Consider the following 20,734-nt stretch of genomic DNA (forward strand, 5'->3'; position numbering starts at 1 on the left):
GATGGCCTCAGCTGCCGCGATAGGTAGAATAGCCAAACGGCGAAAGCAGCAGCGGCACATGATAATGCGCGTGAGCATCTGAAATACCGAACCGGATTACAACCTGATCAAGGAATTTCGGTTCCGACAGATCAAGACCGATGGCATCGAAATACGCTCCAGCATGAAAGACAAGCTGATACTCGCCCGGTTTGAACGAGGCACCGTCAAGCATTGGCGCATCGGTTCGCCCGTCGGCATTGGTTACGGCTTCGGCGACCAGATCATCATGGCCGTCACCAAAACGGTGCAGCTTGATCCGGATGCCGCCCGCCGGGCAACCTTTTGCCGTATCTAGAACATGGGTAGTCAGTCGTCCCATGCCGGGCCTCCTCTTTTCTCTCTCATGCGGTGGTCGGTCGCTTCTTCCCTGGTCGGCTTTTCTGATTATCGTTTTATGCCGAACGAATTTATAGCGTTTCAAAAAGGTCGCATTAGGACACGGATCGTGGAAAGAGGTGATAAAGTGAAACTATATCAATAATTCTTTGAAAAACGATTGCCACAGCTTCGTGCAGAATACTATCAAAGCCGGATAAAAAGCTTTTAAAAGCCAATAAAAAACCGGCCAAAGCGTTTTCCCGTCCAGGAACATTATCAAAGTCACATTGATAGTGCGGCATGATCATCCATCAATCAGCGCGCAGGAGTTCTTCCTTGCTGCGCTGCGACCTATGGTTAATGCTACACCAAACAGCCCGCATGACAAAGCCGGGCGTTGCGATATCAGGAGAGGCCGAAGATGACCGAACAAAATTATGCACGCGACCTGATTGGCTATGGCCCCAATCCGCCAAAGGCCAACTGGCCGGGCAAGGCCCGTGTTGCGGTCCAATTCGTGCTGAATTACGAGGAAGGCGGTGAAAACTGCGTTCTGCACGGAGATCGTGCGTCCGAGGCATTCCTGTCGGAAATCATCGGTGCCGACATGCGCGAAGGTGTTCGTCATATGAGCATGGAGTCGATTTACGAATATGGTTCGCGCGTTGGTGTATGGCGCATCCTGAACCTGTTCCGCGAACGGCAAATTCCGATTACAATCTTTGCCGTTGCCATGGCGCTGGCCCGTCACCCGAAGGTTGGCGAAGTCGCGATGCAGGATGGCCATGAAATCTGTTCGCACGGCTATCGCTGGATCGATTATCAGTACTTCCCCGAAGAACTCGAACGCGAACATCTTCACAAAGCGATCGACATCATCAGGAATGTGACCGGAGAGCGCCCGCTTGGCTGGTATACCGGGCGTACAAGCCCGAACACCCGGCGGCTTGTCGCCGAAGAAGGCGGCTTCCTGTATGACGCCGATGATTACAGCGACGAACTGCCTTTCTGGTCAACTCAGACAGACACACCGCATCTGATCGTTCCCTATACGCTTGACGTCAACGACATGCGCTTTGCCGCCATGCAGGGCTTCAATTCCGGCGAACAGTATTTCCAGTATCTGAAAGACAGCTTCGACACGCTTTACGAAGAAGGTGCCGAAACGCCGCGGATGCTATCGGTTGGTTTACATTGCCGTCTTGTCGGCCGGCCGGGGCGGTTTGCAGCCCTGAAACGCTTTGTCGATTATGTGCGCGGTCATGATGATGTCTGGTTTGCACGTCGCGTCGATATTGCGCGTCACTGGCGTGAACATCATCCGTTCACCGAAAACAAATAAGCATCAAGAAAAACAAGCACTGAAATGGCCGTTATGACCAAACCTGAAAAATCATTGTTCGAAACCCGACCGCCCAGCACCTTGGCGCAAAGCGCCTTTGTCTCGCTGTATGGCGGGGTTTACGAACATTCCCCCTGGATCGCAAAGCAGCTTTATGATCGCGGCATCACGTCTGCCCTTGATACCCCCGATGCACTCGCCGATGCCATGGCAGCCGTGGTAAATGGCGCGGTTGATGATGACAAACTGACATTGCTTCGCGCCCACCCTGATCTTGCAGGCAAGCTTGCCTTGGCGGAACTGACGCATTCCTCGCAAAATGAACAAACCGGTGCCGGACTTGATCAATGCACGCCAGACGAACTTGCCCGTTTTACGCAATTGAATGACGACTATAAGAAGAAGTTCGGTTTCCCGTTCATTTTTGCCGTCAAAGGGTTCCATCGGACCGACATCCTGAACGCATTCGAACGCCGCGTTAAAAACGATGTTGAAACCGAATTTAACGAGGCCATCAATCAGGTACATCGTATCGCCAAGCTGCGCCTCGAAGCCCTTTGATCGCCAATGACCGGCCAGAACAAAATAACCAATAATCAGGATTTAAAAGCCATGAGCCACCACACAAACCATGATGCCCCGGAATTTACCCGGCGTTTTGTCAATCTGGCAGATGAACGTCTGGGCGCAGAGGCAATCTTTGCGACCGATGATTTCTTTGCCGACAAGCAACGCATGCTGCAAACCGCCGATGCCATTTTCTATCCGGACAAATATGATGACAATGGCAAGTGGATGGATGGCTGGGAAAGCCGCCGGAAACGTGTGGAAGGTCATGACTACTGTGTGGTGCGGCTGGCGACATCGGGCCGGATTTATGGTGTCGATATCGATACCAGCCACTTCACCGGCAACTTCCCGCCCGCCGCATCGCTTGAGGCATGCTATTGCCCGGATGGCGATCCCGCAGATGATGCGACCTGGACCGAAATCGTCGCCCCGATCGGGTTACGTGCCGGTGTCGGCGCGGAAGCCCACCATTATGCTGCTGTCACGGCAGAGGGCGTTTTCACCCATGTGCGCCTGCATATCTATCCCGATGGCGGTATTGCCCGCCTGCGCGTTTATGGACGCCCGGATCGCGACTGGTCAAAAATGGCAAGCAGTGCCGATCAGGTTGATCTGGCAGCCATGATCAATGGCGGCGTGGTCCTGACATGGTCGGATGCCCATTATGGTAACCCGAATGCCATTCTCGCGCCGGGCCGGGGCATTAATATGGGTGATGGCTGGGAAACCCGGCGCCGTCGCGAACCCGGTAACGAGTGGCTGGTTGTTGAACTCGGCCATCCCGGCGAGATTGAAAAAATCATCGTCGATACCTGCCATTTCAAGGGTAACTATCCCGACCGGGTTTCCATTCAGGCCGCTTATGTCGATGGTGAAAAAGACAAGTCGCTGCGTGCACGATCCATGTTCTGGCAAACCATTCTGCCTGAACAGAAAATGCAGGCCGACCATATCCACGAATTTGATGCTTCGGTCATCGCAAAGCTCGGCCCGGTATCGCATTTGCGCGTCAATTCCATTCCAGATGGCGGGATCAGCCGTCTGCGCATTCTTGGTAAACCGGCAAAGCGATAAGAACGATGAAACTGAAAGTCGAACCGCTGACACCGGCATCTTTTGCCCCGTTTGGCGAGGTGATATCCACCGCCACCGCGCGGGATGAATATAAAATCAATCTGGGCACAACAACGCGGTTTCACGACATATCGCGCGTTGATGTCGGAGACGAAGGTGGCACACCAATCATCAGCATTTTTCGCGGCACACCGCGTCCGATGCCAATTGAAATCAAAATGATGGAACGCCATCCGCTCGGCTCGCAGGCCTTTATGCCATTAAGCGGTCAGAAGTTCCTGATCGTTGTGGCCGAGGGCACGGAAGCCCCTGCCGCCGAAAATCTGCGCGCCTTTATCTCGGACGGGACACAAGGTGTGACCTATGCCAAAAATGTCTGGCACCATCCGCTGCTGGTCCTTGAACCAGAAAGCGACTTCCTGATCGTGGATCGCAGCGGGCCGGGCAAAAACCTGAACGAGGTTGATCTGCCGATGGTCAATGGCACGACCATCACACTTGATTGGCCCCGGACCTGATAGCGACCCGAAAAGACCGCGACCCTGATCGAAATCGATCAGGGTCGGTTTGCCAGTCTCAGATTTGCAAGATACCGATGCAGTTCGCTGGCATCGCCGACGACATCCTCGGCACCGGCCTGCATCAACATTTCGGCATCTTCCGGATTGCGATGGCCACCACCAAGAAAGCCGACGGCCCGCATCCCGGCTGCCCCGGCGGCAATAATTCCGGCTGGACTGTCTTCGATCACAAGGCAGTTTTCCGGCTTGACACTGCATTCGCGCGCCGCATGCAGGAAGATATCCGGGGCTGGTTTGCCATTTGCCACTTCCTCGACCGAGAAAATCCGCGCCCCAAAGAAATCAAGCAGTCCCGGAATCCCAAGACACATATCAAGCCGCGCCAAATCGCTGCCTGATGCGACACAAACCGGTACGCTCAACGATTTCAACAAGGTGTCGATACCGCTGATTGCCCGAAGATCGGTTTCAAAAAGATGTGCTAGCAAATCTTCACATTCTTTCTGATAATGCGCCGCTTCGATTGCAGTCGCGTGTTCATCATTCAGACTCTCGATCATCCCGGCATAGGACACACCGCCAAACCGGAGCGCCAGATCATCCGATGAGACTTCAATGCCATAGCCTGCAAGTATCTGAACATCGACGGCAAAAGACAGCACTTCACTATCTATCAGCACACCGTCACAATCAAAGATGACCAGACTGATCATTGCGTTGCCGAGCCGCCACCCAGATCAAGGGCGAGCAATCGTTTCTGAATTTCCTGTGACAGCACCGCACTTGGCTGCGCCCCAAGGGCGCGCTGATAAGCCGCACGTGCCATTTCGGTCTTGCCCATCGCAAGGGCATTGTCGGCAAAATGCGCAAGATGTTCCGCCGTCGGCATTGCCTTGTTAACAGCAATGAATATCTCTTCGGCTTCCTGATATTTGCCCTGCTTGTAAAGCACCAGCCCATAGGTATCGAGTGCACCGGGATCATCGGGTGCAACCTGCAAGGCACGCTTGATCAGGCGTTCTGCTTCACCCAGATTTTCTCCACGAACCGCATAGTGGAACGCCAGCCAGTTTGCAGCACCGGCATTCCCCGCATTCGATGCCTGCGTTGCTTCTGCCAGCATGGTGTTGCGATAGGTTTCCATCACCGCCTTGATGCCATCGCTATCAAGACCATCAACCCATGTCAGACCGACACGAACCGCCTTGCATCCCTTGCCACCTTTTTCCTGACAAAGGGCAACGGCTTCTTCTACCGCGCCCAGCACAGTCGCACTCGGCCCGGCGGCATATTCAACCCCGGCCTCGTCACGCGACAATGCCTTGAAATCAATCATCGCACGATAACGCTCATCAACCGGCTTTTCCGCCGGGCTGCCAAACATGTCCTGAGGCTCCCATTTCGGGGAGGTATCGCCACAGGCCGCCAAAGTCAGAAGTGCGAAACCCGCAATGAGATGATGTGTCCGGATCAACAAAGCAGTCATTCCCTAATGCTGTTTCATATGATGACAAAGCATAACCCGCCCCGATTAGGCAGGCGTTAACGATATTGCCCCCAACGTGCCCCACCAATTAGAAGGTCGGAGTAACGCGGCGAAACGATTTCGAAATTTCCGTTGGCAAGATCACGCAACATCGCCTCGTGATCGATTTCATTCTGGTCATGGAAGAAACTGGTCACAACCTGCCAACTATTATCCTCGGTCCCATAACGATAGATATCAACATAGTCGCGCGTCGTGAAAAAGGCCGCCTCTTCCATTCCGTTACCATCAAGGTCAATCATCAATAATGCACACTGGTTTGGGGCCCCTGTACCTGAACCTGCCGTGCGACAGAAACGGCGATCATATTCAAGCGGGCCTTCCAGCAAGGTCTTAACGGCTTCCTGAGGTATCTGATATTGCGATGGATAGATCGGAATATTGTCAATGCGAGCCGTCATCCGATCACCATCAGGGTCGAAATAGCTGCGCAATTCGGCAAGTGGTAGCACCATGTCGGGCTTTGCTGCCCCAAGTTCGGCAAGAGCTTCTTCGCCCGGCATTCCAAGATTTCGAGCAATGAAAGCAAGATCAGCCGTGTCCCAGTCTGTCAGAGACGAGAGGCGGCTTTGCTGATTGCGTGCCGAAATGCTGACCGGATCAAGGAATGGCAGATGCATGATAAAGGCAGTCAGAGCTCCGCAAATAGCGATATGACCAAACGCCCTTCGCAACGACACCGGGGTTGACTGACGACGGCCAAACGCCGCTACCGAAAGCCAGATCGTCGCCATCAAGACAAATACCGCCGCCCAGATCGCATAAATCCGTGACGGGGTCAGGCCATATTCACGCACTCGGATATAAATCGTCGCCATCGCAATCAGGGCGAATATCGGCGCCATCCATAATGTAAAGCGAAAGACGCGATCAGCAATCCGGCCAAACAGAGTTGTGCCTTCGCCTGCCTGAACCGCACCAAAAAGCAAATAGCTAAGCCCTGCTGCAGCGGCCATCACGGTCCACCAGACACCAAAATCCTGATCGAGCAGAACTTCCCAGCCACCAAGTGCGGCAGCAACCAGAAACAGGAAAAGTCCGGACGCCTGAATCGGATATAGAATGCGGAACATGCCGCCAATCACCTGGCGGACCGGGATGAGAAGCCCCGATTTCTCCCGGGCAATCAGAATACCGGTGGCAAAGGCCGCCCCCGAAAGCGGCAAGGCAACATATGCCTCGCTGATCAATTCCCAGATCTGGTCGATGCCGACCAGCATCAGCAGCGAACATAGCGCATAGAAAACCGGCCAGAAAACACCAACCCCGACCAAACCGAAAGCCAATGCCAGCTTGATCGACCAGATTTCCGGCACAAGTGCCGCCCTATCCGGATAGTTTGGCAAAACGGTCGTTTGCAAAGGCCCCCAAATGCGCCAGATGCCAACAGCAACCCCGACCCAAAGCGCCTGACAGGCCAGCAGGCCGAAAATAGCGGCTTCGTCTGTATGCTCGAACCCGACCAGATGCTGAAACGCCAGCACTTGCAGGGCTGCAAGCAATGGCAGCACAAGCGTCACGGCAAGATCATCGCGCAGGCGCCTCACCCCGATGGCAAACCAGCTGCAATAAGCCAGTCCGGCGATAAACGTCATCAGGCTCGCCAGAAGGTAATCGTCCTCCCAGCGATAATCGATCAGATACCAGAATGCGAAGCCATATGCCGCGCCGCTCAGGGGGAACAGCCAATGCGCCTTTTTCATGGGTTTGCCTTTGCTCGCGCCCGATTGTTCGGGTCAGGTTGTCTTTATAAACAGTATTAAAACAGAAAAAGCCGCCGGGATCATCTGATCTCCGACGGCTTTAACTTTTTGTCTTAAAAAGACTTTTTTATGGTGCGAACCGATCAGGCACGGCGTTCTGCGATCATCTTTTTGATTTCCGTGATCGCCAATGCTGGGTTCAGACCTTTCGGGCAGGTATTGGTGCAGTTCATGATCGTGTGGCAACGATACAGGCGGAACGGATCTTCGAGCGCGTCGAGACGTTCACCGGTATATTCATCACGCGAGTCTGCAAGCCAGCGATAAGCCTGCAGCAGAACAGCGGGGCCGAGATAACGGTCGGAGTTCCACCAATAGGACGGGCACGCAGTCGAGCAGGAGAAGCACAGGATGCATTCCCACAAACCGTCAAGCTTCGCGCGTTCTTCACGCGACTGCAGACGTTCACCATCCGGCGGTGTCGGGCTGTCAGCCTTGAGCCACGGCTCGATCGAGGCGAGCTGAGCATAAGGCTGGGAAAGGTCCGGCACCAGATCCTTGACCACCGGCATATGCGGCAGCGGATAGATTTTGACTTCGCCCTTGATATCCTCGATCGGTTTCAGACACGCAAGCGTGTTGCGACCATCGATATTCATCGCGCACGAACCGCAAATGCCTTCACGGCAGGAACGGCGGAATGTCAGGGTCGCGTCGATCTCGTTCTTGATCTTGATCAGCGCGTCAAGAACCATCGGACCGCACTTGTCGAGGTCAATATCGTAAGTGTCGGTACGCGGGTTATCTCCGCTGTCAGGATCGTAACGATAGATCTTGAAGCTACGGGTGTTTTTCGCGTCAGCCGGTGCAGAGAACGACTTGCCCTCTTTGACGACCGAATTGGCGGGAAGATTGAATTCTACCATCTCTCAAATCCTCTCTTGCCGCGCCTTAATAGACGCGCTCTTTCGGCTCGATATACGACACTTCATCGGTAAGGGTGAAGGTATTGACCGGACGATAGGTCAGATCAACGCCATACCCTTTGTCCCAACCGACGGTGGCGATCGTGTGCTTCATCCAGACTTCGTCATCACGCTTCGGATAATCCTCGTGGGCATGTGCCCCGCGTGATTCGTGACGGGCCTCGGCGGAATTCATGGTTGCTGCGGCGCAAACCATAAGGTTTTCGAGTTCCATCGTTTCGACGAGATCGGAGTTCCAGATCAGCGAACGGTCCGACACGGCAACATCAGGAAGCGTTGCTGCGGTCGCGGAAAGCTTTTCGACACCTTCCTTGAGAATTTCGGACGTACGGAACACACCACAGTTGCCCTGCATGACGCGCTGCATTTCCAGACGAATCTCGGCAGTCGGGCGGGAACCCTTTGCCCAACGCAGACGGTCGAAACGAGCAATCGCCTCGTCGCCATCGCTGGTTTTGAGTTCCTTGTAGGATGCCTTGGCATCGACGACTTCGGCTGCATGCAGACCGCAGGCACGACCAAACACAACAAGGTCAAGCAGCGAGTTAGTACCCAGACGGTTCGCACCGTGGACAGACACGCAGGCTGCTTCGCCAGCCGCCATCAGGCCCGGAACGATTGCGTTCGGGTTATCCGCAGTCGGACGCAGGACCTCGCCCTTATAGTTGGTCGGAATGCCGCCCATGTTGTAATGGACCGTCGGCAGGACCGGAATCGGTTCTTTGGTCGCATCAACACCGGCAAAGATTTTTGCGGTTTCGGTGATACCCGGCAGGCGTTCCCACAGCACTTCCGAACCAAGATGTTCAAGGTGCAGATGGATGTATTCGCCGTGTTCGCCAACACCGCGACCATCACGGATTTCCTGTGCCATACCGCGCGAAACGACGTCACGCGATGCAAGGTCCTTAACGGTCGGTGCGTAACGTTCCATGAAACGTTCGCCTTCGGAGTTGGTCAGGTAACCACCTTCGCCACGTGCGCCTTCGGTGATCAGGCAGCCCGAACCGTAAATGCCGGTCGGGTGGAACTGAACGAATTCCATGTCCTGAAGACCAAGGCCCGCACGTGCAACCATACCATGACCGTCCCCAGTGCAGGTATGCGCCGAGGTGCAACTGAAGAACGCACGTCCGTAACCACCAGACGCCAGAATCACCATCTTGGCGTTAAAGCGATGCAGTTCGCCGGTATCAAGGTCCCAGGCAACCAGACCTTTGCACGAACCGTCTTCACCCATGATCAAATCGAGGGCGATATATTCGACAAAGAATTCGGCTTTGTGCTTCAAGCACTGCTGATACAGGGTGTGCAGCATGGCGTGACCGGTACGGTCAGCCGCAGCACAGGCACGTTCAACCGGAGCTTTGCCGTGATCACGGGTGTGGCCGCCGAACGGGCGCTGATAGATTTTGCCATCTTCGGTACGCGAGAACGGCATGCCGTAATGTTCAAGTTCATGAACCGCCGGAACGGCGTTACGGCACATATATTCGATCGCATCCTGGTCACCAAGCCAGTCGGACCCCTTGACGGTGTCATACATATGCCACTGCCAGTGATCCTCGGACATGTTGCCAAGCGACGCACCAATGCCGCCCTGCGCCGCAACGGTATGCGAACGGGTCGGGAAGACCTTGGTGATACAAGCGGTTTTCAGCCCGGCTTCGACCGTACCAAGCGTCGCACGAAGACCGGCGCCGCCTGCGCCCATAACAACGACGTCGTAGTTATGGTCGATGATTTTATATGATTCGCTCATTGGTTCAGGCTCCGGCAAAAACGATACGCAAGACCGACACGATGGCAGCAACCGACAGGAAGGCGGCCACAGCCTTGATCAGGAACAGCGATACGATTTCCGCTTTACGGTTGTGCACATAATCCTCGATCACGACCTGCAGGCCATGCGTGAAGTGCACCGAAACACTGATGATCATCAGGATCATCATGGTCGAATGGAAATAGGAGCTCAGCCATTCACGGACTGCATCATAGTCGGCCGTATGGCCAGACAGGATCGATATGATGAACCAGATGCCGAGCGGAAGGTTTGCGACAGCGGTAACGCGCTGGGTCCACCAGTGCGACGAGCCACTTTTAGCAGAACCGAGGCCGCGTACACGACCCAGATCGGATTGCATTTTCATGACAGGTTTGTCCCCTCTTGCCCGGCCTTAGGCCAGACCGATAATCCAGGTAAGAATGGTCAGCACGACTGCCGCGCCAAGGACGATCGGGTTGCCTTTTGCGGCCCCCTCATTCGTCAGGCCGCGACCGGTATCCCAGACAAGGTGCCGGAAACCGTTGCAAGCGTGGTAATAAAAAGCCGCCGTCCAACCGAACAGCAGCAGCAGACCAAACCACGAGGTGAAAAATGCGTGATAGCCGTTAAAGGCGTCACGACCAGCGCCGGCACCAATCAGCCAGGACGCCAGAAATACGAAACCAATGGCAAGACCGACACCCATCGCACGGAACGAAATGGACATCTTTGCTGCCATCGGAAGCCGGTACACCTGCAAGTGCGGAGACAGCGGCCGATTGGCTTTGCTCATAGCGGATTTGCCTCTTCTCAAAGTAGCTGGCGGGAAAGCAGGGTTTATTTACCCATGCAACGGGATTGAGTCAATCTAGACACCTTTGAAATCCAAAGAAATCCGCGATCAAATTCCGTTTTCGCCTCGGTTAAACTACGTAGGTTGACCTCTCATATGCCGTTTGCGACCCGCGGGAAGGGCCAAGGGTTTCCCCTAAACGCAGAAAACGGCGTAACGTGCTTTTAGCAATCGCACAATTAGACCTTATTACGCAAGACTGCAGCTGCCAGATTATCTGGGAATTAAAACCGTATAATCAAAGTCCAGAAGAACGCCGGAGTCATATTTTCCTTCCGCGTCACGTAACGGGAAGTCAGTTGCCTGACAATCCCGCACCGCAACAAGACGCAAACGAAGCGCACCGATGTCACGTCGCCCCGGAATTTCAAACTTGTCGAGCACCTCGGACCAGGCAAACACCGTATCACCGGCAAAAGCCGGGTTTGCATGCGCACCCGCGTTAATCGCGGCAATACGGAAACCGTTGCCAAGGCCGTTAAAGGACAATGCCCGTGCCAGCGAAATGATGTGCCCACCATAAATCAGCCGCTTGCCAAACCGCCCGGCACCTGCCGCGACCTGATCAAAGTGAACCTTGGCCGTGTTTTGGTAAAGCCGGGTTGCGATCTGGTGCTCGGCTTCCTCGATGGTCATGCCATCAATGTGGTCGATTTTCTCGCCAATCGCATAGTCATCCCAGCGATGGGGCGATCCGGCCAGCTCAAAATCATAGGCCGACAGATCAAGGCTTTTGGGGATTTGCAACGCCTCGGGCGCAACGACACCCGGCAACTCAGGAAGGACTGTTTCAGGTGTCGATGCACTTTCATCGCGTTTGCGCACCATGACCCAGCGATTGTAATCCAGCACCATCTCGCCGCGTTGATTGCGACCGACAGAATTGACGTAAACCACACCGGTTTTGCCGTTCGAATTTTCCTTGAGCCCGATCACGGTCGATACCGTGCTTACCGTATCCCCCGAATAGACCGGCGTACCAAACACGCCGCCCGCATAACCAAGATTGGCAACCGCATTTAAAGACACATCCGGCACGGTTTTGCCAAAGACCATGTGAAACGCCAGAAGATCATCCACCGGCGCGCCATCGAACCCGATCCGGCGGGCAAATTCATCAGATGACTGCACCGCAAAGCGAGAACCATAAAGGCCGGTATAAAGCGCAACGTCACCGGTTGTAATCGTTCGCGGTGTTGCGTGGCGGATTTCCTGACCAATACGGAAATCTTCAAAGTAGTTTCTGGGATTTGTTTTCGATGCCATGGTACCTCCCTGCATGTATGGCGCTTGGACTGACGGGCTGGAGCCGGTGCTTTTCGCTTTTTTATCCGGCTATGTGACCGGGCTTAAACCGCATCCATTTCCGCAATCTGATCGGCCATCGCGACCAGACGTTTGGCCGAAACCACATGCAAGTTCTCGATCAGCTTGCCATCGACCACGACAACGCCTTTGCCTTCTTGTGCCGCTTCCTGATGGGCAGCAATGATTTTACGCGCCCAGGAAATCTCGCTTTCGGCGGGGGCAAATGCGGTATTGGCCGCAGCAATGGTTTTGGGATGGATCAGCGTTTTGCCATCAAATCCCATTTCGCGCCCCTGTTTGCACGACGCAACGAAGCCGTCATCGTCGGAAAGATCAAGATGAACGCCATCAAGAATAGCAAGATCAAAGGCACGTGCCGCCAGCAGACAAAGCCCAAGACTTGTGATCATCGGCAACCGATCAGGCGTATGGGCACAATTCAGATCCTTTGCCAGATCGGATGTCCCCATCACAAAACCGCCAAGGCGCGAGTGAGCGCCTGCGATGTCCCTGGCATCAAGCATCGCAAGCGGCGTTTCCATCATGCACCAGATACGCATATCTGCGTGCGCGCCTTCGGCCTCCATGATGGTCGCGACCTGCCGGACAGTATCGGCACTTTCGACCTTGGGCAGCAGAATGGCATCAGCCGATGTTTTGGCCGCAGCCACGATATCGGCATATCCCCACGGGGTGTTTAATCCGTTGGTCCTGATCTGGATTTCACGTTTGCCATAGCCGCCTTCTGCAAGCGCGGCAACGATCTGATCGCGGGCAACATCCTTTGCGTCGGGTGCCACGGCGTCCTCAAGATCAAGGATCAGGCCATCAGCAGGCAGACTGCGCCCCTTTTCAAGTGCCCGAGCGTTTGAACCCGGCATATAAAGAACACTGCGGCGTGGACGTGCGATTGCGGCCATCTGGCGTCTCCCGTTTGATAATTTTTGTTCAATAATTATCGATATTGTTTCCGAAAATTACCGAAACTTGTTTTGCACTGCAAGCCATCTTTTGCGCTGCGGCATAATATTACCGATCAGAAAATGGGCGAACAATCTCGTGCATCAAAGGTTCGGGAAAGTGGCACCACGTGCCTCCATCACCGTCACCGTCGCACTGCGCCCGGCAACCAGCCGGACATTTTCAGGGACGTTATCAAGCGATACGCGCACGGGTACACGTTGCGCCAGACGGACCCAGCTAAAGGTCGGCTTGACATTTGCAAGGTTTCCACCTGCGCCTGACCGTTCACTATCCTGAATGCCACCGGCGATGCTGACGACATGACCGTAAATAGCTTCATCTTCACCCATCAAACGAACTTCGACCTGATCGCCGATTGCGATACGCGGAAGCTTGGTTTCCTCGAAGTATCCGGCCACATAAAATGACTGGCTATCAACAAGCGCAGCAATTGCCTGCCCGGCTGCAACATAGTTGCCTCGACGCAGGGAAAAGTTGGTCAGTGTGCCATCAACCGGCGCAACAACCTTGGTACGCGTCAGGTTCAGAACAGCAAGGTCGAGATCGGCCTTTGCCAGATCCATATCCGCCTGAGCAGTCGCAAGATCGGTTGCAACCTGTTCTTTTTTCTGGCGCGAAACAACATCACTATCAAGCCCCTGGTAACGCTTCACTTCGCGCTTGGCCTGATCACGTGCGGCAATCGCACTTTCAAGTTTTGCCTGTGCCTGATCGACGGCCACCTGATATCGGGCGGGATCAATGGAAAACAACAGATCACCGGCACGAACAATCTGGTTGTCGGTTACGTTTACCTCGCTGACCAGCCCTGCGATGTCAGGCGCAATCGCAACAACGTCGGCACTGACCCGCCCATCCCGGGTCCATGGGGAATTCATGTAGTAATCATAAAGCTGATAACCACCGGCGGATGCCCCCAGAACAAGAACAAGTGTTACCAGAACGCGAAGCAAATTGGCAAAAGTCGGTTTCATATCGTCACCTATTGAACAAACAGAGCCGAAAGCGCGGTCAGGATCAGCACGAACAGGGCCAAATCCGTTAAAGCGGGATGCGCGGTTATCTTGTAAAAACCGATCCGCGCAAGGCCGACATGCAGCACTTTCAGGCAAAACCAGGCGCAAAGCGCCATCATCAGAAAGGCGGGTACAAACACGCCATAAATATCGATCATCGGATTGATCATGCGGTTTCTCCCATCAGGGGTGGCAGGTCGGGCACGAATGCCTTATCTGCCCGGCGATCCAGCACCGGTGCGCCCGTGCGGCATAAGGCACGACGCAGCGCAATCAGAGGGATCAGCAATTTATCGCGAAGTGGTGTCGGCGAAATTGCCACGACTTCGCGCAGGATATTGTCAATTTCATCGAGGATCACAGGATCAGGCAGGGCGGAGAAGTCATGACGACGATTGTCGAAATGGCGGGCCATGTTTCGCAAAACGACGTCAAGCTTTGTTGCAATGCGTTGATCCGCCAGCGCCCTGAAACGACGTAAATCATAGATGCTAGCCGCGATTGAAACTTCGGGCATTGCTCGGATCAGGGTGTCACGATGGTCCGGTGCAAGTGCCAACCGCGGCAAAATCAACCCCTGCCGATCCAGTAACCGGCGGATCATGACCATCCGCGGTAAACGGAGTGTCCCGCGCGCAATTGCACTGATATCGCGCCAGTTCGATATCACCAGCCGCCGAATACTGGCATCAACTGTCACGCTGCGCACGAAGGCTGTAACAATTGCCGCCACAGCAAAACCGGCAAGAGACGCAATTCCGCTATCAAGCAGGGCGGCAAAATTGCTGCTGTAACTGGTATCGACGTTTAGAATCATCACGACATTAACCAGCATCGCCAGACCAAACCCGTAGGTCTGCGGGGAGGTCATCAACACACCCAGCAAAAGAAAATATGGTGCAAACGCCATCACAAGAAGCGGGAAACCATCAATGCCGGGCAGAATCGCAAGGCTATAGACAATCACGACAACGATTGCCATCGCGGTATAACGAATAAAACCCTTTAATGCCGGAACCGGATTATCAAGAAACGACATGATACTTGCACCGACGGCCGCCATCATCGCGGCTGTACTGCCCGCAGGCCATGCTGTCACGATCCAGAAACCACACACCAGCAGCGTTGCTATCACCGCCGTCAGGCCAGACCGGAATGCAACGCCATAATCCCGATGCAACGCCTTGTCCTGCGCGCTGTCGCGCCAGCGATCCACGACGTCGGCTGGAACATTGTCTTTACGCAAGCCGTCCCACAACCGGCAGCAATCGGAATGAAAATTCAAAAGCCGATGCAGACGATTGCAAAGATTCAGCTGCAACAGGCCATCCCACTCCGCCGCATTCGCAAACTCGGCACCATATGCGGCAATTCGCGCATGCAGCGCCTGCGTTGACGAACCATCATAGTGGCCGGTTGCGATATGGATCGCAATATCGTCCAGAATAGCCTGCAAATCTTTGGGTATTGACCCACTGTGACCAACAAGAGCAGCTATTCTGTCATGAACGGCGTAAAGCACAGGCAAAAGAGCCGCAATCGCACTTTGCAAGGCCTGCAACTGGCGGGTTCGACCGGCAAACCGGGACCGTTCATATCCCAAATGAACGGCAAGCCCGTGCAATTCGCCAATATCCGCCGCGATGCGTGTGCGGTCCTGATGCAATTTTTCGGTGTCAGAACCGGCATCAAAACTTAGCTTTGCCAGTTCGGCAATATCGCCCATCCAGCCATCGATCCGTGCCGCAATGACCGGCCCGACATGACGGGGGAAAACAATATGGCTCACCAGCGTGGCGCAGACAATGCCAAGGGAAATTTCCTGGACGCGCGCAACGGCCGTATCAAAGATAAACCCGGGATCAGTGACACAGGGAAAACCGACAATCGCCGCGGTATAGCCCGCCAACATGAAAAGGTAGCTTTTGGGCGTACGGTCCAACCGTGACAGATAAAGACAACCACCAACCCAAAGAGCGAGCGCAAGCGAGAGCAGAACAGGCGCATTCACAAGGGTCGGCACCATCACAATGGCTGCAACCGCCCCAATGATCGTTCCGATCACACGATAAAGTGCCTTGGACGCCAGAACACCGGACAAAGGATGGGCAACGATATAGACCGTGGCCATCGCCCAGACAGGCCGATCAAGATCAAAGGCCAGGGCAATAAACAGCGCGAGAACCGACGCCACGAATGTCTTTGCCGAAAACAGCCAGTCGGCACCTTTGGGACGCAGGGCAAGGATATTTGCAAACATTTTATCCTTCCCCCTTACTGGACGTTACCGTCGCGTTCCGCCAGCTTGCCAAGCAATTGCTGCATGACATCAAGTGTGGTCGCGAGGTTTTCGGGATCGATATCCGCCGTCAATTCGTTGCGGATATCGGCAAGGATGATCTCGATCTCAGCGGCCTTGTCTTGACCTGGCGCCGTTAGCGCAACCATTTTGGCGCGCCGGTCACTCAGGTCGCACACCCGCGAAATAAGCCCGTCGCGTTCCAGCGCATCGATAACCCGCACAAGCGATGGGCCTTCAACACCAATCTCATCTGCGATCAAGCCTTGCCGCACCGAACCGCCAGCCCGATTAAGAACAATCAGGGGCATGACCATGGTCTGAGACAGGCCATGCGATTGCAATGTACGGTCAATCTCGCGCCGCCAACAGCGTGCGACATGCATCAACGTGCTTCCAAGGCTCAGATAAGGGGTATCGGGATCATTGTTTTCCATGCGCAAAACATAACAGAAAAATTAGATAGGATTCTAACTATTATAATCCTATCTGTTATGCGTCACGGGCATAAATCCACCCCTGCACATGGCAGAATGAAAATTATCAATCTATATTCAATGAGTTAAACAATGGCCGCGCTATTGAGCCTTACCAAACAGGCCCGACAACAGCAGACCCGTCACAGGTGGCACCTCGTTTAACGCCCGCCCATTGGACAGGAAAACAATCGCGACACCCTGTTTTGGAAACCATGAAAATTCTGCGGAATACCCGAAATAAATTCCGTCATGCCCCCAAACCGGCCCCCAGTTGGTATTGCCGATCATCATGCCATAACCATAGGAACCTTCCCCGGCAAACAGCGTATCGGTCGTCGCGCGTTCCAGCGCGTTCGAACCAAGTAGAATGCTATCAGCAAAAAGAGCCCGCCCGAATTTCAAAAGGTCTTCTGCAGTTGAAATCACCCCGCCATCGGCCAACTGATCACCAACATCAAAATCGGTAACGTCTTCAAGCTTGCCATCCCCGTCGGCATCATCGAAACCACGCGCCAGATCATCCGGTCGCGGATAGCGGCCAAAGGACGTATTGCGCATGTCTGCCGGTTCGAAAATCCGCCGATTGAACACTGCTTCAATATGATCGCCTTCGACCTGCTCGATCAGAATGCCCAGCAGGATGTAGTTGCTGTTGGACGGATTATATTGCGTTCCGGGTTTGAAATGCGCCTCGCGTCCCGCAATCAGTGGCAGCAATTCACGATTGCGCCATCCGTGCTGAGGATCGCGACCTACCAGCTCAAAGAAAAACTCCCCATCCAGATAATCGGGAATACCCGAACTGTTGCGCAAAAGATCGCGAATGGTGGCAATTCTGGCGTTGGCAATCTTATCGCGGAACTCTTCGGGAAGCCATTTGGCAATCGGATCGGCAAGATCGATCCGCTTTTCGGATGCCAGCTGCAACACAACAACCGCCGTCATCATCTTGGTCAGCGATCCGATATAGAATTGCCTGTCCCGGGTCATGCCCTTGTCGGGATTTACTGCAGCATAGCCAGTCGCGGCAAAGCGCATCTTACCATCACTGTAACCGATACCGATCACACCGCCCGGCAACCCGGCCTGCTCGACATATTGCCGCAGAAATTTGACAAGAGGATCGCCCGGTTCTGTTTTTTCCTCGGCATAGGCCAATTGCGATGCTGATATCACGGTGACCAGTATAAAAAACACCGGCATCCAAAGCCGCCAAAGGCCTGCAATCACGATTTTGTCCCCGAAAAACGTCAAATTTGGCGCCAACATTGATCAAGTTACTTGTCGGCTGGTTAACCCGTTGATTTATCCATCTGTTTTATCCATGTGGCCAGTGCCGCCCGAAATTCGGAAGACGGCACCCAGACAGTTTCTTCGCCGTGCTCTTCATATGCCGGCGCAATTTCACAAATGGCCGGATCCACTTTTAAAATATAGGCATTCATTGCCATCTCCCGATGGCCTTCACTGCCATTGATTACAGCATCCAGCCGATCAAGCACGATCTGCGCCCATTCCGGCGCATTCTGAATATCCATAACAAGACAGGCGGCGATGCGATCATGCCCTTCGTCGCCAACAATCCTGCCGGGCCAATCGGGCACCATCATTTCACCGCCTGCCATTTTCAAGCCTCACATTTCACGGTTAACGCAGCGGGAACGCGGTGTTGATGTTTCCACCATTGATCCCTACCGCAATATAGAAACGGTTTGAATCGTCGTCACCTTCGCAATACGGCCCCTGTGTCGCCAACACCGGATCGGGTCGGTTTTTTCCGCACACCACCCAACCGGGCGCACCGGCCGGACAGGCTTCCTGATTGGCCTCGGCATAAAGGATGGAGTTCACAACCTCATCCTGGGAACAGCTGTCGGGGAACATTGTCGAAATCGATTTCGGAACTCCGTTCTTATCGAAGGATATGTTGTAGATTCCCATCGGGTTAGCTGTCTGGGTGATCACAACATTCGTAATTCCCCCACCCGCAGGATTGCTTCCGCCGGGACGAGAATGGAAGCCGACGGCTTTGCCTCTGCTGTTAATCTCGCCACAGAAAACGTGGTCGCCATTAATGTCGGGCAGGCCGGCATTCGTGATTGTGCCGACCGGGCATGCAACCTGCGCCATCGCAGATGTAACGCTGAGCATAGACAGCCCGCACATCAGAAGGATCGCGGATGCGAAAGTTCGGGGAAGCTTTGAAAGTGTCGTCATAAACGACCTCCTTTGCCTTGTCCTGTGCAGTTCCTGCCGCAACCATCAGGGCCGCGACATACTGCCCGGAACAGACGCCGCCAACCCTGCACTGTGAAGCCACGACATTAGAGCTGCGAGAATTCCAGTCCGATCCGAAGTGCTAAGACACTTGCAGGCTCAAAGCGCATCGGCACACCACCGATTTTGCCGCCATGCCATTGCGCCTTGGTCAGGACAAATGCCCCAAGCGGCAGGGCATGACTGGTGCGGAAATTGACCAGTGCACGGATTTCCTTGGGCTTGCGAATACCTTCGTCCCGCCACAGACAGTGATAGGCAAAAAGCGGTGTTCCGCTGCGCCGGTCAAGGAAGACAAACGGCACCTCGTAATGCCCCCAACGTGCATAATACAGGCTTTCGATCCCCACGCTTGATGTCAGAAACTGGGTCTGAATGGCGGTTTCTGCTAGCCGGGTAATTGTCGCACTATCCATCGCCTTTGCACCAATCAGGCCGGTCCGAAGGCCCGGATGGATCAAATGTACCTTGAATGCCACCGCGCGCTGAAATGGCTTGGCGTCCTGATCGACGCGTTCAAGCCTGCGCACCAGCCACGCACTTTCAAGATATTCAAGATAACGACGCAGCGTGTTTTTGGCGATATCGAGTTCGCGCGCCAGTGTCTCAATCGAAAATTCCGCGCCCGTATTGTAGGCAAGAAGCACAAACAATCGATGTAAATCCGACGGGCTTGAAATACCATGCAGCCCCGGAAGATCCGAATGAAGAGAGCGGTGGATTGACCCTGCCTCGCCATCACGATCATGGAAACCGCCTTCGTTGATATAGGCTTCAAACAGGTCGTTAAGCTCTATCAGGCCATCGGGAACATCGGTGGTATAGCGCCCGACATTCGGTGTTTGCGGTAAGACATCCGATGGCGCGATCCCCCGCTGCTGAAGATATTCGGCGAAACTGAAGGGTGGTAAAAACATGCTTTGAATATGGCCAAGCGCATCCGGCTTTGGCGCCAGCGCGCTAACTGCGACCACGCGCAACATCGGATCAGCGACCAGCAATTTCGCCATCCGGTCTTCCCAGTCACGCTGATAGGAAACCTCGTCGATAAACAGCCATAGCGGATGATCTGCCGATATGCCCCGCATGGAACGCAGAAGCTTTGGCAGACGCGGCAGATCGATTTCAAGAAACAGCGGATGCTCAAGCGAAATATAGCAAACATGACGTCGCGGCGTATCCGCATTCAGCAATTCAGCCACCGCCTGACGCAGCATGACGGTTTTACCAACCCCGCGTGGCCCGGTTAAAACAACGGCCTTCAAGCCGTCATTCTTTTCAATCGCCGTCCAGAACCGTTTGAAAAAGGTACGCTGCGGCAGATCATGAACCAGATCGTCGGTAATGCCATCCCACCATGGATTATCAAGCATCAGCCGGTGCAGGAAGTCCTGCTCGCCCGGATGTTCAATCATGGTCGCCATTATCACCCCACCCCGTTTTCCGGCCGATTTTCCAGCATGCCCGCATCATGTTCGGCATCAAGCTAACCGGGAAAGCCTTTAAATTAGGTATAGTGATAAACGCTATTTCGATGGTTTTCAGCAAATACTTGCAATTCCACCCAAGTTTCCCAGAAGAAGAAACCGGGCCTGTAAAACAGGCCCGGTCAGGTAGCAATGCTGAATGTCACGCGGTATCACTGCGAGGC

Annotated in this window: 22 protein-coding genes; 4 read left to right on the plus strand and 18 right to left on the minus strand. The window is 54.3% G+C overall.

What is annotated here, in order from left to right:
- Positions 1 to 7: 7 nt before the first annotated feature.
- Positions 8 to 361: a hydroxyisourate hydrolase gene (uraH, locus tag TH5_RS17965; RefSeq protein ID WP_114123002.1), complete on the minus strand. Its 354-nt coding sequence runs from the start codon at positions 359 to 361 to the stop codon at positions 8 to 10.
- Positions 362 to 781: 420 nt separating this feature from the next.
- On the opposite strand from uraH, the gene puuE reads away from it, so the two are divergent.
- Genes puuE through TH5_RS17985 form a run of 4 tightly spaced genes read left to right on the plus strand, consistent with a single transcriptional unit; the run spans position 782 to position 3,864 of the window.
- Positions 782 to 1,702, plus strand: coding sequence for an allantoinase PuuE (puuE, locus tag TH5_RS17970; RefSeq protein WP_114123003.1), 921 nt, complete (start codon positions 782 to 784; stop codon positions 1,700 to 1,702).
- A 33-nt stretch (positions 1,703 to 1,735) separates the two neighbouring features.
- A complete protein-coding gene (uraD, locus tag TH5_RS17975; RefSeq protein WP_244204966.1) occupies positions 1,736 to 2,263 on the plus strand; it encodes a 2-oxo-4-hydroxy-4-carboxy-5-ureidoimidazoline decarboxylase in 528 nt (175 codons plus the stop codon).
- 51 nt (positions 2,264 to 2,314) lie between these two features.
- Entirely contained in the window at positions 2,315 to 3,346 is a 1,032-nt protein-coding gene (gene alc, locus TH5_RS17980) for an allantoicase (RefSeq protein ID WP_114123029.1), read from the plus strand.
- A 5-nt stretch (positions 3,347 to 3,351) separates the two neighbouring features.
- On the plus strand, positions 3,352 to 3,864 hold the full coding sequence (locus tag TH5_RS17985; protein WP_114123005.1) for an ureidoglycolate lyase: 513 nt from the start codon (positions 3,352 to 3,354) through the stop codon (positions 3,862 to 3,864).
- A 38-nt stretch (positions 3,865 to 3,902) separates the two neighbouring features.
- On the opposite strand, the gene TH5_RS17990 is transcribed toward TH5_RS17985, so the two are convergent.
- The 17 genes from TH5_RS17990 to TH5_RS18070 form a co-directional block, all read right to left on the minus strand.
- Positions 3,903 to 4,580: an HAD family hydrolase gene (locus tag TH5_RS17990; protein WP_114123006.1), complete on the minus strand. Its 678-nt coding sequence runs from the start codon at positions 4,578 to 4,580 to the stop codon at positions 3,903 to 3,905.
- Positions 4,577 to 5,353 carry a tetratricopeptide repeat protein gene (locus tag TH5_RS17995; protein WP_114123007.1) on the minus strand — a complete coding sequence of 259 codons (777 nt, stop codon included), beginning with the start codon at positions 5,351 to 5,353 and terminating at the stop codon, positions 4,577 to 4,579. The genes TH5_RS17990 and TH5_RS17995 overlap by 4 nt, the downstream gene beginning before the upstream one ends.
- Before the next feature lie 56 nt (positions 5,354 to 5,409).
- Positions 5,410 to 7,116: a DUF4153 domain-containing protein gene (locus tag TH5_RS18000; protein ID WP_114123008.1), complete on the minus strand. Its 1,707-nt coding sequence runs from the start codon at positions 7,114 to 7,116 to the stop codon at positions 5,410 to 5,412.
- Between the two features lie 143 nt (positions 7,117 to 7,259).
- A complete protein-coding gene (locus TH5_RS18005; RefSeq protein WP_007088832.1) occupies positions 7,260 to 8,042 on the minus strand; it encodes a succinate dehydrogenase iron-sulfur subunit in 783 nt (260 codons plus the stop codon).
- A gap of 25 nt (positions 8,043 to 8,067) precedes the next feature.
- Complete coding sequence (gene sdhA, locus TH5_RS18010) at positions 8,068 to 9,864, minus strand: succinate dehydrogenase flavoprotein subunit (protein WP_114109442.1); 1,797 nt, start codon at positions 9,862 to 9,864, stop codon at positions 8,068 to 8,070.
- 4 nt (positions 9,865 to 9,868) lie between these two features.
- Positions 9,869 to 10,252: a succinate dehydrogenase, hydrophobic membrane anchor protein gene (sdhD, locus tag TH5_RS18015; RefSeq protein ID WP_062960618.1), complete on the minus strand. Its 384-nt coding sequence runs from the start codon at positions 10,250 to 10,252 to the stop codon at positions 9,869 to 9,871.
- 27 nt (positions 10,253 to 10,279) lie between these two features.
- Positions 10,280 to 10,660 carry a succinate dehydrogenase, cytochrome b556 subunit gene (gene sdhC, locus TH5_RS18020; protein ID WP_114123009.1) on the minus strand — a complete coding sequence of 127 codons (381 nt, stop codon included), beginning with the start codon at positions 10,658 to 10,660 and terminating at the stop codon, positions 10,280 to 10,282.
- Positions 10,661 to 10,933: 273 nt separating this feature from the next.
- Entirely contained in the window at positions 10,934 to 11,986 is a 1,053-nt protein-coding gene (locus TH5_RS18025; protein WP_114123010.1) for a MaoC family dehydratase, read from the minus strand.
- 83 nt (positions 11,987 to 12,069) lie between these two features.
- Positions 12,070 to 12,948 carry an HpcH/HpaI aldolase/citrate lyase family protein gene (locus TH5_RS18030; protein WP_114123011.1) on the minus strand — a complete coding sequence of 293 codons (879 nt, stop codon included), beginning with the start codon at positions 12,946 to 12,948 and terminating at the stop codon, positions 12,070 to 12,072.
- A gap of 144 nt (positions 12,949 to 13,092) precedes the next feature.
- Positions 13,093 to 13,986, minus strand: a complete 894-nt coding sequence (locus TH5_RS18035) for an efflux RND transporter periplasmic adaptor subunit (RefSeq protein ID WP_114123012.1) — start codon at positions 13,984 to 13,986, stop codon at positions 13,093 to 13,095.
- 8 nt (positions 13,987 to 13,994) lie between these two features.
- Positions 13,995 to 14,198 (minus strand): DUF1656 domain-containing protein, encoded by a 204-nt coding sequence (locus TH5_RS18040; RefSeq protein WP_114123013.1) that lies wholly within the window; start codon positions 14,196 to 14,198, stop codon positions 13,995 to 13,997.
- Positions 14,195 to 16,288, minus strand: a complete 2,094-nt coding sequence (locus tag TH5_RS18045) for an FUSC family protein (protein WP_114123014.1) — start codon at positions 16,286 to 16,288, stop codon at positions 14,195 to 14,197. The genes TH5_RS18040 and TH5_RS18045 overlap by 4 nt, the downstream gene beginning before the upstream one ends.
- Before the next feature lie 14 nt (positions 16,289 to 16,302).
- A complete protein-coding gene (locus TH5_RS18050) occupies positions 16,303 to 16,764 on the minus strand; it encodes a MarR family winged helix-turn-helix transcriptional regulator (protein ID WP_114123015.1) in 462 nt (153 codons plus the stop codon).
- Between the two features lie 141 nt (positions 16,765 to 16,905).
- Positions 16,906 to 18,036 (minus strand): serine hydrolase domain-containing protein, encoded by a 1,131-nt coding sequence (locus tag TH5_RS18055; protein WP_244204967.1) that lies wholly within the window; start codon positions 18,034 to 18,036, stop codon positions 16,906 to 16,908.
- A 62-nt stretch (positions 18,037 to 18,098) separates the two neighbouring features.
- Positions 18,099 to 18,431, minus strand: a complete 333-nt coding sequence (locus TH5_RS18060) for a hypothetical protein (protein WP_114123017.1) — start codon at positions 18,429 to 18,431, stop codon at positions 18,099 to 18,101.
- 22 nt (positions 18,432 to 18,453) lie between these two features.
- A complete protein-coding gene (locus TH5_RS18065) occupies positions 18,454 to 19,023 on the minus strand; it encodes an EndoU domain-containing protein (RefSeq protein ID WP_114123018.1) in 570 nt (189 codons plus the stop codon).
- 107 nt (positions 19,024 to 19,130) lie between these two features.
- Entirely contained in the window at positions 19,131 to 20,507 is a 1,377-nt protein-coding gene (locus TH5_RS18070) for an ATP-binding protein (RefSeq protein ID WP_114123019.1), read from the minus strand.
- Positions 20,508 to 20,734 lie beyond the last annotated feature (227 nt).

It is taken from the genome of Thalassospira xianhensis MCCC 1A02616 (assembly GCF_003326475.1).
Lineage (GTDB): Bacteria > Pseudomonadota > Alphaproteobacteria > Rhodospirillales > Thalassospiraceae > Thalassospira > Thalassospira xianhensis.

What these genes read in the sequence shown, in the direction of transcription:
- uraH (WP_114123002.1), bottom strand. Translation starts at nt 361, where the DNA reads ATGGGACGACTGACTACCCATGTTCTAGATACGGCAAAAGGTTGCCCG.
- puuE (WP_114123003.1), top strand. Translation starts at nt 782, where the DNA reads ATGACCGAACAAAATTATGCACGCGACCTGATTGGCTATGGCCCCAAT.
- uraD (WP_244204966.1), top strand. Translation starts at nt 1,736, where the DNA reads ATGACCAAACCTGAAAAATCATTGTTCGAAACCCGACCGCCCAGCACC.
- alc (WP_114123029.1), top strand. Translation starts at nt 2,315, where the DNA reads ATGAGCCACCACACAAACCATGATGCCCCGGAATTTACCCGGCGTTTT.
- TH5_RS17985 (WP_114123005.1), top strand. Translation starts at nt 3,352, where the DNA reads ATGAAACTGAAAGTCGAACCGCTGACACCGGCATCTTTTGCCCCGTTT.
- TH5_RS17990 (WP_114123006.1), bottom strand. Translation starts at nt 4,580, where the DNA reads ATGATCAGTCTGGTCATCTTTGATTGTGACGGTGTGCTGATAGATAGT.
- TH5_RS17995 (WP_114123007.1), bottom strand. Translation starts at nt 5,353, where the DNA reads ATGACTGCTTTGTTGATCCGGACACATCATCTCATTGCGGGTTTCGCA.
- TH5_RS18000 (WP_114123008.1), bottom strand. Translation starts at nt 7,116, where the DNA reads ATGAAAAAGGCGCATTGGCTGTTCCCCCTGAGCGGCGCGGCATATGGC.
- TH5_RS18005 (WP_007088832.1), bottom strand. Translation starts at nt 8,042, where the DNA reads ATGGTAGAATTCAATCTTCCCGCCAATTCGGTCGTCAAAGAGGGCAAG.
- sdhA (WP_114109442.1), bottom strand. Translation starts at nt 9,864, where the DNA reads ATGAGCGAATCATATAAAATCATCGACCATAACTACGACGTCGTTGTT.
- sdhD (WP_062960618.1), bottom strand. Translation starts at nt 10,252, where the DNA reads ATGAAAATGCAATCCGATCTGGGTCGTGTACGCGGCCTCGGTTCTGCT.
- sdhC (WP_114123009.1), bottom strand. Translation starts at nt 10,660, where the DNA reads ATGAGCAAAGCCAATCGGCCGCTGTCTCCGCACTTGCAGGTGTACCGG.
- TH5_RS18025 (WP_114123010.1), bottom strand. Translation starts at nt 11,986, where the DNA reads ATGGCATCGAAAACAAATCCCAGAAACTACTTTGAAGATTTCCGTATT.
- TH5_RS18030 (WP_114123011.1), bottom strand. Translation starts at nt 12,948, where the DNA reads ATGGCCGCAATCGCACGTCCACGCCGCAGTGTTCTTTATATGCCGGGT.
- TH5_RS18035 (WP_114123012.1), bottom strand. Translation starts at nt 13,986, where the DNA reads ATGAAACCGACTTTTGCCAATTTGCTTCGCGTTCTGGTAACACTTGTT.
- TH5_RS18040 (WP_114123013.1), bottom strand. Translation starts at nt 14,198, where the DNA reads ATGATCAATCCGATGATCGATATTTATGGCGTGTTTGTACCCGCCTTT.
- TH5_RS18045 (WP_114123014.1), bottom strand. Translation starts at nt 16,288, where the DNA reads ATGTTTGCAAATATCCTTGCCCTGCGTCCCAAAGGTGCCGACTGGCTG.
- TH5_RS18050 (WP_114123015.1), bottom strand. Translation starts at nt 16,764, where the DNA reads ATGGAAAACAATGATCCCGATACCCCTTATCTGAGCCTTGGAAGCACG.
- TH5_RS18060 (WP_114123017.1), bottom strand. Translation starts at nt 18,431, where the DNA reads ATGGCAGGCGGTGAAATGATGGTGCCCGATTGGCCCGGCAGGATTGTT.
- TH5_RS18065 (WP_114123018.1), bottom strand. Translation starts at nt 19,023, where the DNA reads ATGACGACACTTTCAAAGCTTCCCCGAACTTTCGCATCCGCGATCCTT.
- TH5_RS18070 (WP_114123019.1), bottom strand. Translation starts at nt 20,507, where the DNA reads ATGGCGACCATGATTGAACATCCGGGCGAGCAGGACTTCCTGCACCGG.